The following is a 15943-nucleotide window of genomic DNA, read 5'->3' on the forward strand; positions in this document are numbered from 1 at the left end:
CTCCCCCGGCACGGGTGAACGGCGGGCCCGGGGCGGTCAGAACGGCAGTACGTCGAGGATCCGCCCCAGCAGGTACGCGATGCCAGGTGCGTCCTGCGTACCGCCGGCGGCATGTGCCTGCCCCGGACCGGCCATCAGGACGAACAGCACGACGAAGGCGGCGACCGGGAGGGCGACGGCCCACCACGGCAGCCGCTTGCCGAGGGCGGCGGGGCGTCGGGCGGGGTGCGTGGGGGCCGACATGGCCGCCTCCGTGGGAGTTCGAGCGGGACCGGGAAGGAACACGTTCGAACCTACAAAGTGCGCGCCCCCCGGCCCATCCGGTGAACTCCCCACTTGACCCTGATCCCAGCCCCCTAGGGGATGGTGGGGACAGCCCCACCCCCTCCCCCGCGGGCGCCTTCGGCCTACGGGGAGGCGAGCGTCGCGATCACCGCGATGATCACGGTGACGGCGAGCATCGCGCCGAGCACCACCAGCAGTTTCTTCTGGCCGTTCGGGGGGTTCGGTTCAAGCACAGGCATGGGGTCAGTCTCGCACCCTTTGTCCTGCCCCCGGCCCCGGGCATCCCCGCCGGGAAGGCCCGCCTCAGGCCGCGAGCTCGGTCTCGATCGTACGGTTGCGTCCGGCCAGCACGCCGACGGCCATCTGCGGCAGCATCAGGCCCGCCATCAGGGCGATCGGCAGTCCCCAGCCGCCGCTGACGTCGTGCAGCACGCCGATCAGCAGCGGGCCGGGGATGGAGATCAGATAGCCGATGCTCTGCGCGAAGGCGGACAGCTTCACCACGCCCTGGTGGCTCTTGGCGCGCAGGCCGATCATGGTGAGGGCCAGCGGGAACGCACAGTTGGAGACGCCGAGCAGCAGCGCCCAGATCCAGGCCCCGCCCGCAGGGGCAAGGTAGAGACCGGCGTAACCCGAGAGACCGCAGGCGCCGAGCACCAGCACGACCGGACCCTGGTGCGTCAGCCGGGTGGCGACGCGCGGGATGACGAAGGCGAGCGGGATGCCCATCGCCATGGTCAGGGCGAGCAGGATGCCGGAGGTTCCGGCGGAGATGCCGGCGTCGCGGAAGATCTGCGGCATCCAGCCCATGGTGATGTACGCGGCGGTGGCCTGGAGTCCGAAGAAGAAGGCGAGTGCCCAGGCGGTACGGGACTTGACCATGCGCAGCTCGGGGGCGCGTGCCGGGGTCTCGGCGGCCGACTCCAGGGCCTCGACGTCGGGGGTCTCGGCCTGCGCCGGGGCGGCCGCCGCCTTGCGGTCGCGGCCGTGCCTGACGGCGAGCGGGAGCCAGACGCACACCGCGAGCGCGGCGAGGATGCCCCACACCGCGAGGCCGGTCTGCCAGCTGCCGCCGAGCGCCTTGGTGAGGGGCACGGTGGAAAGTGCGGCGAGCGAGGTGCCCAGGGCCAGCGCCATCGAGTACAGGCCGGTCATGGTGGAGACCCGGTCGGGGAACCACTGCTTGACGATGGCCGGCAGCAGGATGTTGCTGACGGCTATGCCGACCAGGGCGAGTGCGCTGGCGGCGAGGAAGCCCGCCGTGCCGCCGGCGAAGGGGCGCAGGAAGAGGCCGATCGCGATGGCGGTCATGCCTGCCAGGACGATCGTGGAAGGCCCGAAGCGGCGCGCCAGCCGGGGGGCCATGATCCCGAAGACCGCGAAGCAGAGGGACGGGATGGAGGTGACCATGCCCGCGACGGCGCCGCTCATCCCGAGCCCCTGGCGGACCTCTTCGAGGAGCGGGCCGAGGCTGGTGATGGCGGGGCGGAGGTTCAGTGCGGCGAGCACCAGGCCGACGACCATCAGCCGGACGACCCAGACGGATCGCGTCGATTTCTCCGGTGCGGGGGTCATCGCGGGGCGGGGCTTCGGTGCGGTGCTGGGCTCGGGCCGCAGGGTCCGGGTTTCATCGACAGGCATGGAACCATCATAGAATCATGGGATGATTGGTTGTCCAATCGATCCCGGTCCGTACGATCCGTCACTCCACGCCCGTGCGAGCCACCACCCGAACCCGCCAGTCCGAACGAGGAGCACCATGACGCTGACCTCTGCCCGGCGTTCCGCACTCTCCGACCAGGTCATCAGCGCCCTGCGCAACCAGATCACCTCCGGCGAGTGGCCCGTGGGATCACGGATTCCGACCGAGCCCGAGCTGGTCGACCAGCTCGGTGTGGCACGCAACACAGTCCGCGAGGCGGTGCGCGCCCTGGCGCACAACGGGCTGCTCGACATCCGGCAGGGGTCGGGGACGTACGTCCTGGCCACCAGCGAACTGGCCGGGGTGATGCACCGCAGGTTCGCGGACGCCGACCCCGCGCACATCGCCGAGCTGCGCTCCACCCTGGAGTCCTCGGCCGGGCGGCTGGCCGCCCAGCGGCGTACCGAGAAGGACGTCCGGCAGCTGGACGCGCTGCTCGCGCGGCGCGAGGAGGCGTGGGCCTCGGGGAACGCCGAGCAGTTCGTCACCGCGGACGCCTCGCTGCACCTGGCGGTGGTGGCCGCCTCGCACAACGACGTACTGATCGGGCTCTACGCCGACCTCGGCGATCTGCTGCGGGAGTGGCTGCGCGACGACATCGGACACGAGCTGCGGCCCGAGGACCACATGGACCACGCCCGGCTGATCGAGGCGATCCGGGCGGGCGACGCGGAGACGGCGGCGTCGGAGGCGGCCGGCTATTCGCTGAAGTGTCTGGCCGAGCGCGGGGTGCTCACGGGGCCGGCGCAGGGCTGAGCCCGCTGTCCGGCGGGACCGGGCCCTCCAGCGGGGCCGGCGCGCCCTTCCGTGGAACCGAACCCTCCAGGGGGACAGAACCGCCCGGCCGGACCGGCAGGAGTGGCGGTTCGGGGACGTACGCGTGGCTGACCCAGGCGTCGGCGACCTCTTTCCAGCAGCGGCTGGTGAGCCGCACGGTTTCGGCCGGGCCGACCTCCACCGGGGCCGAGTCGCCGTCGATGTCCCACCAGCGCCCGCATTCGGTGTGCAGCCGGACGAGGTCGGGCTGGGCGTAGGGGTTGTGGCAGTACGAGACGACCTGGGAGCGCTCGACGGCGATACGGCAGCTGGCGCCGAAGGGGGCAGCGGACGGTTCGGCGCGGACCGGGGCGGGGGTCGCGGAGGCCGGGCTGCCGGGGAGGGCGGCGTAGGTGAGCGCGCCGGTGACGGCGACCGCCGCCAGCGAGGACGCCAGGAACGCCGCACGTCGGCTGCCGTGCCCGCGGCTTGCGAAGCCGGAGCCGGGTCGGCCGTTTCTGCGGCGGCCGAAGCCGAGTCCGCCGTGCTCGCGGTCGCCGTGACTGTTGCCGCTTGGTCCGCTGTGGTTGCTGTGCTCGCTGTGTCTGCGCCTGCTGCTGCCCGCACCGGACACCCGACGGCCACCTCCTCCCGTGCACCGGACATCGCACCGACCTTGCCCCGATGTCCGGCGAATTCACTGCGCCGATATCGAGCCGGGTTCGCCCCGGTTCGCTCAGTCTGCGGTGGTTCACCACGGTTTACGACTTGAGGGGTGCCTGACGAGCAGGTTCCGTCGCGGAGGGTTGACAGGCCGAATGGCCTGAATATGTTACATGCAACATTGAGCATGCCGCTGACCCCTCCGGGAGGACTCCCATGCAACCCACGCGCCCCACGGACCCCTCACGCCTCCTGGAGTGCGATCTGCTGCTGTCGGGGGGCCGGGTGGTGACCGTCGACGGACGGCGGTCGGTGTTCGAGCCGGGCTCGGTGGCGATCTCCGGCAACCGGGTGGTGGCCGTCGGTCCGGCGGCCGAGACGGACGCCCAGTGGCAGGCGAGGCGCACCGTGGACTGCCGGGGGAAGGCGGTGCTGCCGGGGTTCGTCGACGGGCATTCGCACCTCTTCCAGGCGCTGGCCCGCGGGATGGGCGAGGGGCTCTCGATCTGGCCCTGGCTCTGCGAGTTCATGTGGCCGTACTCGATAGCCGTCGACCCCGAGGACGCCCGCGTCGCGGCCACCCTCGGGGCGGTGGAGGCACTGCGCTCGGGCATCACCACCGTGATCGACAACCACTACGCGCCGACCGATCCGGACACCGTTCTGGCGGTCGCCCGGGCCGTCGAGTCGGCCGGACTGCGGGGCGCGATCGCACGCGGGATGCTCGGGCACAAGACCGAGGTCGCCAAGGAGCGCGGGCTGCCCGACGCCCTGTACCGCTACTCCACCCAGGAGGAGCTGGACATCACCCGCGACTGCATGCGGCGCCGCCCGCCGCGCACCTCCATGGTGGAGATCTGGCCCGCACCGCTCAATCTGAGCTACGTCGACCAGGACCTGGTCAGGGGTGCGGTGGAGCTCGCCGCCGAGTTCGGCACCCGCTGGCACACCCACTGCTCGGAGGGCGCCAAGGATCCGGCGAGCTATCTTCAGGCGTACGGAATCCGGCCGGTGGAGTGGCTGGCCAGGGAGGGGCTGCTCGACGAACGGGCCACCCTGGCGCACGCGATCTGGCTGGACGACGCCGAGGTGAAGCACATCGGTGAGCGCCGGGCCGGGGTGTCCCACAACCCCACGTCCAACGCCTATCTGGCCTCCGGCGTGATGCGGCTGCGGGAGCTGCGGGATGCCGGCGCGGTGGTGTCGCTGGGCACCGACGGGCCGAGCGCCGGGCACCGGCAGGACATGTTCGAGGTGATGAAGCAGACGCTGTTCAACCAGCGGCTCAAGCACCTCGACCCGGCCTCCGCGCGCTGTGAGGAGGCCCTTGAGCTGGCCACCCGCGAGGGCGGCCGATACGCCGGTACGGGCACCGGCACCCTGACCGTCGGCGCGCCCGCGGACCTCGCGGTCGTCGCCCTCGACCGGCCGCATCTGCGGCCGGTGCACCGCACGGTGGCCACGCTCGTCTACTCGGCGCGCGGCAGTGACGTGGAGATGACGGTCGTCGACGGGCGGGTGGTGTTCGAGGACGGCCACTGCACGCTCGTCGACGAGTCCGCGCTGCTCGAAGAGGCGCAGGAGCGGGCCGAACGCCTGGTATCCCGGGCCGGTTTCGACCCGCTGCGCAGCGCCTGGAACCACTGAGCCACCGGCCCACCCGTCCCGCCGACCGCACCACCCAAGCCTCCCGAAACCCAAAGCCTCCCGAATCCTGACCCCACGGACAAGGCCCCCACACGCAGGAACAGGCTGCCCGTCCGCGGCCCCCGTACGTGTGCACGAATGGACCCCTGCCGTCACGACGGCGGGTGGAGGGAGATCGCACATGTCCCGCACCACTGATCAGGGCTGTACGGACGACGAGAAGGACGGTCGCAACACAGCCCCTACGACCATCACAGCAGTCCCCACGACCACCACCGCACCACCCGTCGCACCGGGACCGGACCCCGTGGAGGCGGTGCCGTCGTTCTGGCGGCTCGCGGTCTACGGCTTCCAGCACGTGCTCGCCTTCTACGCCGGAGCGGTGGTGATGCCGCTGCTTGTCGCGCAGGGGGTCGGCCTGCCGGACGAGGACATCGGGCTGCTGGTCAACGCGTCGCTGCTGACCTGCGGCATCGCCACACTCATGCAGGCGGTGGGCTTCAGGGGGGTCGGCATCAAGCTGCCGATCGTGCAGGGCACTTCGACCACGGCGGTGCCCTCGCTCGTCTCGGTGGGGCTGGCGGCCGGCGGCGCGAAGGCCGGTATGCCGACCGTGCTGGGGGCGGTGATCGCGGCGGGGCTCGCCCTGTTCGTGATCGCGCCGATCTTCAGCAAGCTGGTGAAGTACTTCCCGCCGCTGGTCACCGGCACCATCGTGACCATCGTCGGGATCACCCTGCTCGGGGTCGCCGCCCGTCAGGTGGGCGGCGGGGATCCGACCGCCAAGACCTTCGGGTCGCCCGCCCAACTGGGGCTGGCGGCGGTCACCTTCGTGGTGATCCTGCTGCTCTACAAGTTCTCGCGGGGCTTCCTGGCGACCGTGGCGGTGCTGGTGGGGCTGTTCATCGGCACCACGGTGGCCGCGCTCCTGGGGAAGACGGACTTCTCCAAGATCGGGGACGCCTCGTGGCTGGGGATGGCGGCTCCGCTGCACTACGGGATCCAGTTCGACACCATCGCGATCCTGTCCATCTTCATGGTCATGATCATCGTGGCGGTGGAGTCGATCGGGCAGTTCTTCGCGGTCGGCGAGATCGTCGGCCGTGAGGTCGACGGAAAGGGCGTGACCAGGGCGCTGCGGGCGGACGGGCTGGCCACGGCGGTGGCAGGCGCCCTCAACTCCTTCCCGAGCACGGTGTATTCGCAGAACATCGGACTGATCCGACTCACCCGGGTGAAGAGCCGGTGGATCATCGCCTCGGCCGGCGTGATCATGATCCTGTTCGGTCTGGTGCCCAAGATCGGGGCGATCGTCGCCGCGATGCCGGCCTCGGTGCTCGGCGGCGCGACGATCGTGCTCTTCGCGACCATCGCGGTGGTCGGCATCCAGATCCTGCTCCAGGCGGACCTCACCGACCAGCGGAACACCATCCTGGTGGCCGCCAGCATGGGCATCGGCTTCCTGCCGACCGCGTTCCCGCAGTTCGCGGAGCAGATGCCGACCCGGCAGCTGCATGCACTCTTCGAGAGCGGAATCATCCTCGGGACGATCACAGCTGTCCTGTTGAACCTGTTCTTCCACCATTTGCGCATCCCGGGAAGGTCCAAGAAGGAGGTCGAACCCGTTGACCCGCCGAAGGATTACATGCAACATGAAGTCCACACCGCGAGGGAGGCCTCCGAGGCCTCGGACACGGTGTAGCAGGACGGTTCACGGCTAGTCACCACCAGCACTTCGACACACAGGGATGGGGAGGCGAGGATGGCGACCGACAAGGCACAGCAGGCGGCACACCAGGCTGTGAATCCGGTCGCGGCCGGGAGTCTGCTGGCGGACCGCGCGTACGACGAGCTGAAGGCCGCCGTTCTGGCGAACCGCCTTCGCCCGGGCGACGCACTGTCCGTTCCGGCGCTCGCCTCGCAGATGGGCATCAGCCGCAGCCCCGTCAGGGAAGCCGTGCAGCGGCTGATCCACGACGGACTCGCCTCCCACGTCCCGCACCGGGGCGCCGTGGTCTCCACCGTCGACCTGGACGACGTACGTCAGCTGTACGTGGTCCGCGAGGTCATGGAGGGACTCGCGGCGCGCCTGGCCACCGAGCGGCTCGACGCCACCAAGGTCGGCGAACTGCGCGATCTGCTCGAACAGCACGAGCGCGTGGTCACCTCCGACTACGACGAGCGGGCGCACATCGAGATGGACATGGCGTATCACCGCCTGATCCGCGAGGTGGCCGGAAACACCCATCTGACCTCCGCCCTCGACACCATCCAGGGCAAGGCCCACCTGGCCCTGCACTCCCTGTGGCGCAGCCCGGAGGCCCCGCGCCTCGCCGTCGCCGAGCACCGCCGGATCTTCGAGGCGATGACCGCCGGCGACCCGGACGAGGCGGAGCTGGCGGCCCGGGAGCACATCAGACGGCTGCGCATCCGGCTCTCCCAGGCGGTGGCCTCGGGCCCCGACCAGGACGGTCCGGTGCCGGGCATCCATCCGGTGGCGTAACTCCCGTACACCCCGAAGCACTTGAAGCACCGCACGCCTCGCCAAAAACCACTGGCACAGCACCACCCGCACAGCACCACCGCACCACATCGCACCACCCCAGCCCCATGACGTGGAAGGGAAGTGATCGATCGTGAGCACCGCAACCGGAGTACGGCATGGGGTGGGCGAAAGCGTCCGGCGGCCCGACGGGCGGCTGAAGGTGAAGGGGGACTTCGCGTACTCCTCCGACCTGCACGCGGACAACATGGTGTGGGGCGCGACCCTGCGCAGCCCGCACCCCTCGGCCCGGATAGTCCGGCTCGACACGAGCAGGGCGCTGAAGCTGCCCGGCGTGGTCGCGGTGCTCACCCACGAGGACGTGCCCGGTCATCCGCTGTACGGGATGAAGGTCGCCGACCAGCCCGTACTGGCCGTGGACCGGGTCCGTTACCAGGGCGAGCCGGTGGCCCTGGTGGCCGCCGACCATCCGGAGACCGCGCGCCGCGCACTGCGGCTGATCGAGGTCGAGTACGAGGTCCGGGCGCCGCTGACCGACCCGGAGCTGGCGGTCAGCGGGGACGGGCCGCTGGTGCACGAGCGGCGGGTGGACGGCAAGGACGAGCAGGGGAACGTCGTACGGCACATCCGCATCCGGCACGGGGACATGGCGGAGGCGGAGCGCCTCGCCGAGGTGGTGGTGTCCGGGACGTACGACGTCGGGATGCAGGACCAGGCTTTCCTGGGGCCGGAGTCGGGGCTCGCGATACCGGCCGAGGACGGCGGCGTCGATGTGTACGTCTCGACGCAGTGGCTGCACGACGACCAGCACCAGATGTGTTCGGCGCTCGGACTGCCCCCGGAGAAGGTGCGGTTGACGATGTCCGGCGTCGGCGGGGCCTTCGGTGGACGCGAGGACGTGTCGGTGCAGATTCACGCGGCGATGATGGCCCTGCACACGGGCCGGCCGGTGAAGATGAGCTACAACCGCGAGGAGTCCTTCTTCGGGCACGTCCACCGGCACCCGGCGAAGATGTGGTTCGAGCACGGCGCCACCCGCGAGGGGAAGATCGTCTACGTCAAGGCGAAGATGATCTTCGACGGGGGTGCCTACACCTCCACCTCACAGGTGGTCATCGCCAACGGCTCGTACTTCGCCGCCGGGGCCTACGAGGTGCCGCACGCCGAGATCGACGGCTACTCCGTCTACACCAACAACCCGCCCTGCGGCGCGATGCGCGGCTTCGGTGCCGTCCAGTCCTGTTACGGCGTCGAGTCCAACATGGACAAGCTGGCGCGTGAACTTGGCCTGGATCCGGTCGAGTTGAGGCTGCGGAACGCGATGACGGTCGGGACGGTGCTGCCCACCGGGCAGGCGGTCGACGGCCCGGCGCCCGCCGCCGAGCTGCTGGAGCGGCTGCGCGCCAGACCCCTCCCCCAGCGCGCCGAGGGCGCCTTCGGACTCCCCGGCGGGCTCAACAACACCAGCCACGGCGAGGGCATCAAGCGCGGGGTCGGCTATGCGATCGGGGTCAAGGCGATCGGCTTCTCGGGCGGCGTCGACGACCGCTCGGTGGCCCGGGTCCGGCTCTCGCTGGTCAACGGCGAACCCGTGGCCGAGGTGCACACCGCCGCCGCCGAGTGCGGGCAGGGCATCGTCACCCTCCAGGCCCAGATCGTCCGCAGCGAACTCGGCGTCGAGCAGGTCACCGTGCTCCCCGCCGACACCCAGGTCGGCGACGCCGGCTCCTCCTCCGCGTCCCGGATCAGCTGGATGAGCGGCGGGGCGGTGCAGGGCGCCTGCAAGGCCGTACGGGAGAAGCTCACCGCGCTCGGGGACGGGCCGATGGCACAGATGCTCGCGGGTGGGCCCGTCGAGGCCGAGTACGAGTACGCGCACCGGCGCACCTACCCGGTGGATCCCGAGCGCGGGCAGGGCGAGGCGCACATCGCCTTCGCGTTCGCCGCGCACCGGGCGGTCGTCGAGGTCGACACCGAGCTCGGGCTGGTGAAGGTGGTGGAGCTGGCCACCGCGCAGGACGTCGGCAAGGCGATGAACCCCCTTGCCGTGGAAGGGCAGATCGAGGGCGGCAGCGCCCAGGGCCTGGGACTGGCCCTGATGGAGGAGCTGCACGTCAAGGACGGGAAGGTGCGCAACCCCTCCTTCACCGACTACCTCATCCCCACCATCGCGGACATGCCGTCCGTCCCCATAGACCTTCTCGAACTGCCGCACCCCGACTCGCCGTACGGCCTGAACGGGGTGGGCGAACCACCGACCCTGTCCTCCACGCCGGCCATCGCCAATGCCCTTCGCGACGCGACGGGGCTGGAGCTGGCCAGGGTGCCGGTGCGACCCGACGACTTCACGGAAGGGAGGTGAGGCGGGCCCTGCCCTGGGTCCCCGAACGGTTCACCACGGTCCACACACAGCAGTACGTACGACCAGAACCAGCAGGGAAGGAACAACACCTTGATCATCGACACCCATATGCACCCGACGAACATCGTCGACCAGGCGTGGAGGCACGACGGCGAGCCGTTCACCGGTGAGCGCACCCTGGAGATGATGGACGGCCCCTACATGATCAATGGGAAGCCGCGCCGCATCGACATGGGCTGCATCATGCCCCCGCCCGGCAACTCGGTGTGGCAGGACGGGATGCGCGGGGGTCGCGAGGGAATTCGCGATTACATGGCGTACATCACGAAGCTGGTCACGGAGTACCCGGACCGCTTCATCGGGAACTTCATGTACAACCCGCGCTTCGGGCCGGAGAACGGCGCGCTGGAGCTGCGACACCACGTCAAGGAATACGGCTACAAGATGGTGAAGCTGCATGCCAACATGCACTCGTACCGTCCCGACCGTGCCCTGGACTGGCTGCGTCCGATCCTGAAGGTCTGCGACGAGCTCGGCATCCTCGTCCTGATCCACACCGGTGACGGACCGTACTCGATCCCGACGCAGTTCTACCCGATCATCCGGGAGTTCCCGAACGTCAACTTCATCCTCGGCCACTTCGGTGTGCAGACGGGTGGCGTGTACTGCTTCGAGGCGCTCTACATGATCCTCGACTCGCCGAACGTGTACGGCGAGTCCGGCTGGCTCCTGCAGTCGCGCATCGTGGAGTTCGCGCAGCAGATGGAGAAGCACCAGCTGGTCTTCGGCACCGACTCACCGCCGAACGAACCCGGCATGTGGGCACGGGAGTTGGAGGTCCTGATGGGGCCGCCGCCGCAGGGCATGAACCTCTCCGAGGAACACCTGGAGGGCTACCTGGGCAACAACGTGGCGAAGCTCCTGGGGATCGACCCGACGCCCGCCCCGCGTGACCAGGAAGAGGCGCAGCTGCGCCTGAAGAGCACGTACGCCACGCTGGAGAACCCGTCGGCGAAGACCGCCGCCGAGGCGACCGCGTCGCGCGCGTAGCCGGGGGAAGGACCGGGGCGGCTCCGATGCTCGGGAGGCTCGGGGCCGCCCCTTTCCCGTACGGCTTTCACTGTCGATACATCAACTCTTCCGGCGAATTGTCTCCGCCGCCGAATCATCTCTGCCGTTCAGTACTCGCGTGAGAAAAGTGGTGCCGCAATGCAGCAGCGCATCGGTCATCTCGTTCCCTCCACCAGCATCGGCGTCGAGCGCTGGGTCTCTCAGATCTGCAAGCCGGTCGCCATCGAGGTCGCCCATCCGATCGCCCGTGCCTCGCTTCCCGAGGTACTGAGCGGGCCGGCCATCACCCCGTCCCAGTCCGGTGAACTCACCCGCGCCGCAGGCCAGTTGGCAGATGCGGGGGTGAGTGCGGTGGTGTGGAGCGGCAGTTCGGCGGATCTGCACGGCGCGGCGCACGGCCGGGCGATGGCCCGCTGGGTGGAGGAGGTCACGGGGGTACGTGCCTCCACCGTCACCCTGGGGCAGATCGAGCTGCTCTCGCGGCGGGACATCACCTCGATGGCTCTGGTCTCGGCGGGCAACGAGCAGACCGCCGGCCGTCTCGCGGACACCTATCTGGCGGCCGGTTTCAAGATCGCGTCGGTGACGGCGCTGGGTCTGGTGAACGCGCGGGAGGCGGCCGAGCTGTCGGTCTCCCGGGTACGGCGGCTGCTGCTCGACTCCGATTCGCTGGACGCGCAGGCCATCGTGGTGGCGGGCACCGAGCTGCCGGTGGCGCCCGTCGCGGCTTTGGTGGAAAGGGAGTTGGGGAAGCCTGTGTACGACGGGGCGCGGGTGGCGATCCACACCGGGCTGGAGCTGCTCGGCCTGTCGATCACGGCGCCGGAGTGGGGCGAGATGTTCGGGGCCGCGCACCCGGCCGGGGTGTGCTGTGACACGCACTGAAGCGTCGCAGAATCCGCAGGCGCGGGATCCGCAGGCGCACGATCCACAGGTGCGGGATCCGCAGCCGCAAGATCTGCGGGAGTTCCTGCGGACCTACGCGGCCGAGCACCCCGACGACGTCCTCACCGTGGACGAGAAGATCGACGGCGAGGACGTGGCCGCACTGGCCATGGAGCTGGCCCGGCGCGGCCGGGACGAGATGCTGGTCTGCCGGAACGTGGCGGGGCTGTCCGCCCCCGTCGTCACGAACGTCTTCGCCTCGCGGCGACGGGTGGCCCGGCTGCTCGGCACCGGCCCGGCGGGGCTGCACGCGGCGTACCAGGCGGCCTCGGCGCGGGCGTGCGAGCCGAGGGTGGTGGCGGACGGGCCGGTGCTTGAGGTCGTCGAGTCCGGTGCGGACATCGACCTCGCCACGCTCCCGCTGATCCAGCACTTCGCGTCGGACAGGGGCCCGTACATCACCAGCGGAATCATCGCGGCGGAGGCTCCGTCGTACGCGCCGCCGGGCCGGGCGGGCAATCTGAGCTATCACCGCTCGATGGTGCACAGCCGCGACGAGCTGGCCACCAGCCTGCATTCGCGCGGGCACCTGTGGCAGCTGCTGCGGATGGCCGAGGAGCGCGGGGAGCGGTTGCCGGTGGCGCTGGTGCTCGGCGGGCATCCGCTGTTCATGCTGGCGGCGTCGGCCAGGCTGGGTGCGGATCAGGACGAACGGGACGTGGCGGGCGGGCTGTTCGGCGCGCCCCTGGAGGTCGTCCGGACCCCGAAGTACGGGATCAGGGTGCCGGCCAGCGCGGAGATCGTCCTGGAGGGGTACATCGACCCGGCGCGGCACGCGCAGGAGGGGCCCTTCGGGGAGTTCTCCGGGTACTCCTCCGACCGGTCGACCAATGACGTGCTGACGGTGGAGACGGTGCTGCGGCGCAGCGACGCCCTGCTGATGGACGTGGTCGGCGGGAACACGGACGAGCATCTGAATCTGGCCCGGATTCCCCGCGAGTCCGAGATGGCGCAGAAGCTGCGGGAGCGCTTTCCCGAGGTCACGGCGTTGTACTACCCGACGTCCGGGACACACTTCCATGCGTATGTCGCGATGCGGGCGTCCCGGCCAGGGCAGGCGCGGCAGATCATGCTGGGGCTGCTGGGCTGGGATCCGTATCTGAAGACGGTCGTCGCGGTGGACGAGGACGTGGACGTCACCCAGGACGCGCAGGTGCTGTGGGCGATGGCCACGCATCTTCAGCCGCACCGGGACGTGTTCGTGGTCGACGGGCTGCCGGGAAGCCCGCTGGATCCGTCGTCGACGGCGAACGGGACGACCTCGCGGATGGCGCTGGACGCGACACGCGGGGCGGATTTCCACGGGGTGCGGATACGGGTGGCGGAGGAGCGCATGGCCACGGCGCGGAGGCTGTTGGGCTGAGGCGGGGCGGGGGGGCGGGGAGCGGTCGTCCGACTCGGCGGCCGGGGAAGGATTACGTCTGCCGGGGAAGGGTCACGGCGCCACGGGGGGCGGACGTCTCATGGCTCCGGGCCGGACGCCCCATGGCGACGTGACCCACAGCACCCCTCCCCAGCATGGTGGTTGGCCACCTGGGCGCGGGGGTGGGGGCGGGCCTAGCCTCCCGCAGTCCCCTCGCCCCGCAGTGGAGGTCGCCCCATGTCCGCCCCGCCCCTCGCCGGACCGCGCCCGCGTACCGTACGCGTCCTCGCCGGACGGTGGCTCCGCCCCCGTACCGCACTCGCCCTCACGGTCGTCCTCGCGGCGGCCGCCGCCCTGTTGCCGGTGGCCTCCGCCGCCGCCTCGGAGCCCTGCGGGGGTGGGCTGCGAGTGCCTGGTGCCGCGTACCAGGAGCGCGCCTGTCTCCGGGACCTGACCACCACCGGCACCCTGGTCTCCGGGCACACCGATCCGGCCGACTGGGCGGGGCTCACCGCCAAGGACCTGCCGGTGCCGTCCGGGGTGCCGGGCACCCAGCTCGACGGGTACTTCCCGGACTCCTCCACGAGCAACGACAACCACGGCTGGAACCACGACGCGCAGTTCGTGATCCGGCTGCCCGACCGGTGGAACGGCGGTCTCGTCGTCGCGGGCACCCCCGGCAACCGGGGCCAGTACGCCAACGACCGCGCCCTCGCCGACTGGGTGCTCGCCAAGGGGTACGCCTACGCGGCCACCGACAAGGGAAACACCGGCCTCACCTTCTTCCGCGACGGCCGCCGCCCCGGGGACGCCGTCGCCGAATGGAACCAGCGCCTCACTCAACTCACCCGCGCGGCAAGGGCGGTTGTCGCCCAGCGCTACCACAGGCCGCCCACCCGCACCCTCGCCACCGGAATGTCCAACGGCGGCTATCTGGTGCGCTGGCAGCTGGAGAACCACCCCGAGCTGTACGACGGCGGCGTCGACTGGGAGGGCACCCTGTGGCGCGCGGACGGCCCGAACCTGATGACCTTCCTGCCGCCCGTGCTGCGCCACTACCCGGTGTACGCGGCGGGCGGCTCCGGCGCCGGAGCCGCGCGGGCGGCGCTGCACCGGGCCGGGCTGCCGGCCGGGTCGGAGTACCTGTGGCCGTACCACCACCGCGTCTACTGGGACCTGACCCAGCGGATCTACCGCGAGGAACTGGACCCCGGCTTCGACGGGGTGACCGAGGCGGGGACCCCGTACTGCGCGCCGGGCAGCGGTCCGGGCTGCGACGCGGACTACGCCTACGCGGACCGGCCGGACGAGGTGCGCCGGGCCGTCTCCCGTATCGCGCTGACCGGCCGGATCGGCAAGCCTCTGATCACCCTGCACGGCACCCACGACGTACTGCTGCCGCCCGCCCGCACCTCCGACGTGTACGCGCAACTCGTACGGTCCGCCGGGCGGGGGCACCTCTTCCGCTACTACCGGGTGGCGGACGGGACGCACACCGACGCCCTGTTCGACGCCTTCCCCGACCGGGTGCGACCGCTGGCGCCCTGCCACCGTGCGGCGTTCACGGCGATGGAGGCGTGGACGGGGGCGGGGGTGCGCCCGCCGTCGAGCAGGACGCTGCCCCGGCCCGCCCCGGAGGGTCTGCTGGAGAGGTGCCCGTTGCGGTGAGCCCACCACAGTGGGGGCAACCGACATGAAAGAGCGGGCCGTTGTGGTGACCCGCACCATGGGAGCAGCTGCGAGCCGCCCCTACTGTTTCCGGCCATGACGAGCATATTTCCCGCCCCTGCCCAGGGGCCCGCAGCCGGTCCCGGCGAGGCCGCCGCCACAGAACTCGGCGGCCGGGTCGCGCTGGTGACCGGCGGCGGCAGCGGCATCGGCCGGGCCTGCGCCCTCGCCCTCTCCCGGGCGGGGGCCACCGTGCACGTCGCCGACCGGGACGCCGAAGCGGCGAAGGCGGTCGCCGAGGAGGCCGGCGGGGTCGCGCACATCGTGGACCTCGCCGACCCGGCGGCCATCGGGGCGCTGCCCGCCGAGGCGGACATCCTGATCAACAACGCCGGACTTCAGCACGTCGCCCCGCTCACCGAATTCCCGCCCGAGCGCTTCGAGTTGATCCAGCGGGTGATGGTCACCGCCCCCTTCCTGCTGCTGCGCCGGACACTGCCGCACATGTACGCGGGCGGCTGGGGGCGGGTGGTGAACATCTCCAGCGTGCACGGGCTGCGCGCCAGCCCGTACAAGAGCGCCTATGTCACCGCCAAGCACGCGCTGGAGGGTCTGAGCAAGGTGGCCGCCCTGGAGGGCGCACCGCACGGGGTGACCAGCAACTGCGTCAATCCAGGCTATGTGCGCACCCCGCTGGTCGAGGGCCAGATCCGTGATCAGGCGGCGGCGCACGGCATCGGCCCCAACGAGGTGCTCGCCGACGTACTGCTGGCCCGCTCCCCCGTGAAGCGGCTCCTCGAAGCGGCGGAGGTCGCGGCGGCCGTGCTGTGGCTGTGCGGGCCCAACTCCGGTTTCATCACCGGGAGTTCACTCCCCCTGGACGGCGGCTGGACCGCCTGCTGAAGCACCTCTGCACGCATCCGAGCCCGTATCTGTTTCCGCACCCGCCCCGTATCCGTCCCCGTCAGTGAAAACCGG

14 protein-coding genes are annotated in these 15943 nt (G+C 70.8%); 10 read left to right on the plus strand and 4 right to left on the minus strand.

All coding sequences use genetic code 11. From position 1 onward, the window contains the following. Positions 1 to 36: 36 nt before the first annotated feature. The 3 genes from ACIA73_RS31345 to ACIA73_RS31355 form a co-directional block, all read right to left on the minus strand. Positions 37 to 243, minus strand: a complete 207-nt coding sequence (locus tag ACIA73_RS31345; RefSeq protein ID WP_399442240.1) for a hypothetical protein — start codon at positions 241 to 243, stop codon at positions 37 to 39. 164 nt (positions 244 to 407) lie between these two features. Continuing rightward, complete coding sequence (locus tag ACIA73_RS31350; RefSeq protein ID WP_399442241.1) at positions 408 to 524, minus strand: SGM_5486 family transporter-associated protein; 117 nt, start codon at positions 522 to 524, stop codon at positions 408 to 410. A 64-nt stretch (positions 525 to 588) separates the two neighbouring features. Then, positions 589 to 1926, minus strand: coding sequence for a CynX/NimT family MFS transporter (locus ACIA73_RS31355; RefSeq protein ID WP_399442242.1), 1338 nt, complete (start codon positions 1924 to 1926; stop codon positions 589 to 591). A 118-nt stretch (positions 1927 to 2044) separates the two neighbouring features. Here ACIA73_RS31355 and ACIA73_RS31360 point away from each other — a divergent pair, with 118 nt between their 5' ends. Next, a complete protein-coding gene (locus tag ACIA73_RS31360) occupies positions 2045 to 2743 on the plus strand; it encodes a FadR/GntR family transcriptional regulator (protein WP_399442243.1) in 699 nt (232 codons plus the stop codon). Here the strand turns inward: ACIA73_RS31360 and ACIA73_RS31365 are convergent. Continuing rightward, positions 2721 to 3377 (minus strand): hypothetical protein, encoded by a 657-nt coding sequence (locus ACIA73_RS31365; RefSeq protein ID WP_399442244.1) that lies wholly within the window; start codon positions 3375 to 3377, stop codon positions 2721 to 2723. The genes ACIA73_RS31360 and ACIA73_RS31365 overlap by 23 nt on opposite strands. Positions 3378 to 3622: 245 nt before the next feature. Here ACIA73_RS31365 and ACIA73_RS31370 point away from each other — a divergent pair, with 245 nt between their 5' ends. From ACIA73_RS31370 to ACIA73_RS31410, 9 genes are all read left to right on the plus strand, one after another. Further along, a complete protein-coding gene (locus tag ACIA73_RS31370; protein ID WP_399442245.1) occupies positions 3623 to 5053 on the plus strand; it encodes an amidohydrolase family protein in 1431 nt (476 codons plus the stop codon). Between the two features lie 181 nt (positions 5054 to 5234). Further along, positions 5235 to 6755, plus strand: coding sequence for a nucleobase:cation symporter-2 family protein (locus tag ACIA73_RS31375; protein WP_399442246.1), 1521 nt, complete (start codon positions 5235 to 5237; stop codon positions 6753 to 6755). Positions 6756 to 6815: 60 nt separating this feature from the next. Further along, on the plus strand, positions 6816 to 7556 hold the full coding sequence (locus ACIA73_RS31380; RefSeq protein WP_399442247.1) for a GntR family transcriptional regulator: 741 nt from the start codon (positions 6816 to 6818) through the stop codon (positions 7554 to 7556). Positions 7557 to 7689: 133 nt separating this feature from the next. Continuing rightward, the gene (locus ACIA73_RS31385; RefSeq protein WP_399442248.1) at positions 7690 to 9918 is read left to right on the plus strand and encodes a molybdopterin cofactor-binding domain-containing protein; all 2229 of its coding nucleotides are present in this window, start codon (positions 7690 to 7692) and stop codon (positions 9916 to 9918) included. 90 nt (positions 9919 to 10008) lie between these two features. Further along, the gene (locus ACIA73_RS31390) at positions 10009 to 10968 is read left to right on the plus strand and encodes an amidohydrolase family protein (RefSeq protein ID WP_399442249.1); all 960 of its coding nucleotides are present in this window, start codon (positions 10009 to 10011) and stop codon (positions 10966 to 10968) included. A gap of 159 nt (positions 10969 to 11127) precedes the next feature. After that, positions 11128 to 11874, plus strand: coding sequence for a hypothetical protein (locus ACIA73_RS31395; RefSeq protein WP_399442250.1), 747 nt, complete (start codon positions 11128 to 11130; stop codon positions 11872 to 11874). After that, positions 11861 to 13297 carry a UbiD family decarboxylase gene (locus ACIA73_RS31400; RefSeq protein WP_399442251.1) on the plus strand — a complete coding sequence of 479 codons (1437 nt, stop codon included), beginning with the start codon at positions 11861 to 11863 and terminating at the stop codon, positions 13295 to 13297. Before ACIA73_RS31395 ends, ACIA73_RS31400 begins: the two co-directional genes overlap by 14 nt. A gap of 237 nt (positions 13298 to 13534) precedes the next feature. After that, positions 13535 to 14965: a tannase/feruloyl esterase family alpha/beta hydrolase gene (locus ACIA73_RS31405; protein ID WP_399442252.1), complete on the plus strand. Its 1431-nt coding sequence runs from the start codon at positions 13535 to 13537 to the stop codon at positions 14963 to 14965. A 96-nt stretch (positions 14966 to 15061) separates the two neighbouring features. Then, a complete protein-coding gene (locus tag ACIA73_RS31410) occupies positions 15062 to 15868 on the plus strand; it encodes a 3-hydroxybutyrate dehydrogenase (protein WP_399442254.1) in 807 nt (268 codons plus the stop codon). Positions 15869 to 15943 lie beyond the last annotated feature (75 nt).

The organism is Streptomyces sp. NPDC051561 (assembly GCF_044454195.1).
GTDB lineage: Bacteria > Actinomycetota > Actinomycetes > Streptomycetales > Streptomycetaceae > Streptomyces.

Coding starts and splice junctions, on each gene's coding strand:
- ACIA73_RS31345 (WP_399442240.1), bottom strand. CDS start 243: ATGTCGGCCCCCACGCACCCCGCCCGACGCCCCGCCGCCCTCGGCAAG.
- ACIA73_RS31350 (WP_399442241.1), bottom strand. CDS start 524: ATGCCTGTGCTTGAACCGAACCCCCCGAACGGCCAGAAGAAACTGCTG.
- ACIA73_RS31355 (WP_399442242.1), bottom strand. CDS start 1,926: ATGCCTGTCGATGAAACCCGGACCCTGCGGCCCGAGCCCAGCACCGCA.
- ACIA73_RS31360 (WP_399442243.1), top strand. CDS start 2,045: ATGACGCTGACCTCTGCCCGGCGTTCCGCACTCTCCGACCAGGTCATC.
- ACIA73_RS31370 (WP_399442245.1), top strand. CDS start 3,623: ATGCAACCCACGCGCCCCACGGACCCCTCACGCCTCCTGGAGTGCGAT.
- ACIA73_RS31375 (WP_399442246.1), top strand. CDS start 5,235: ATGTCCCGCACCACTGATCAGGGCTGTACGGACGACGAGAAGGACGGT.
- ACIA73_RS31380 (WP_399442247.1), top strand. CDS start 6,816: ATGGCGACCGACAAGGCACAGCAGGCGGCACACCAGGCTGTGAATCCG.
- ACIA73_RS31395 (WP_399442250.1), top strand. CDS start 11,128: ATGCAGCAGCGCATCGGTCATCTCGTTCCCTCCACCAGCATCGGCGTC.
- ACIA73_RS31405 (WP_399442252.1), top strand. CDS start 13,535: ATGTCCGCCCCGCCCCTCGCCGGACCGCGCCCGCGTACCGTACGCGTC.
- ACIA73_RS31410 (WP_399442254.1), top strand. CDS start 15,062: ATGACGAGCATATTTCCCGCCCCTGCCCAGGGGCCCGCAGCCGGTCCC.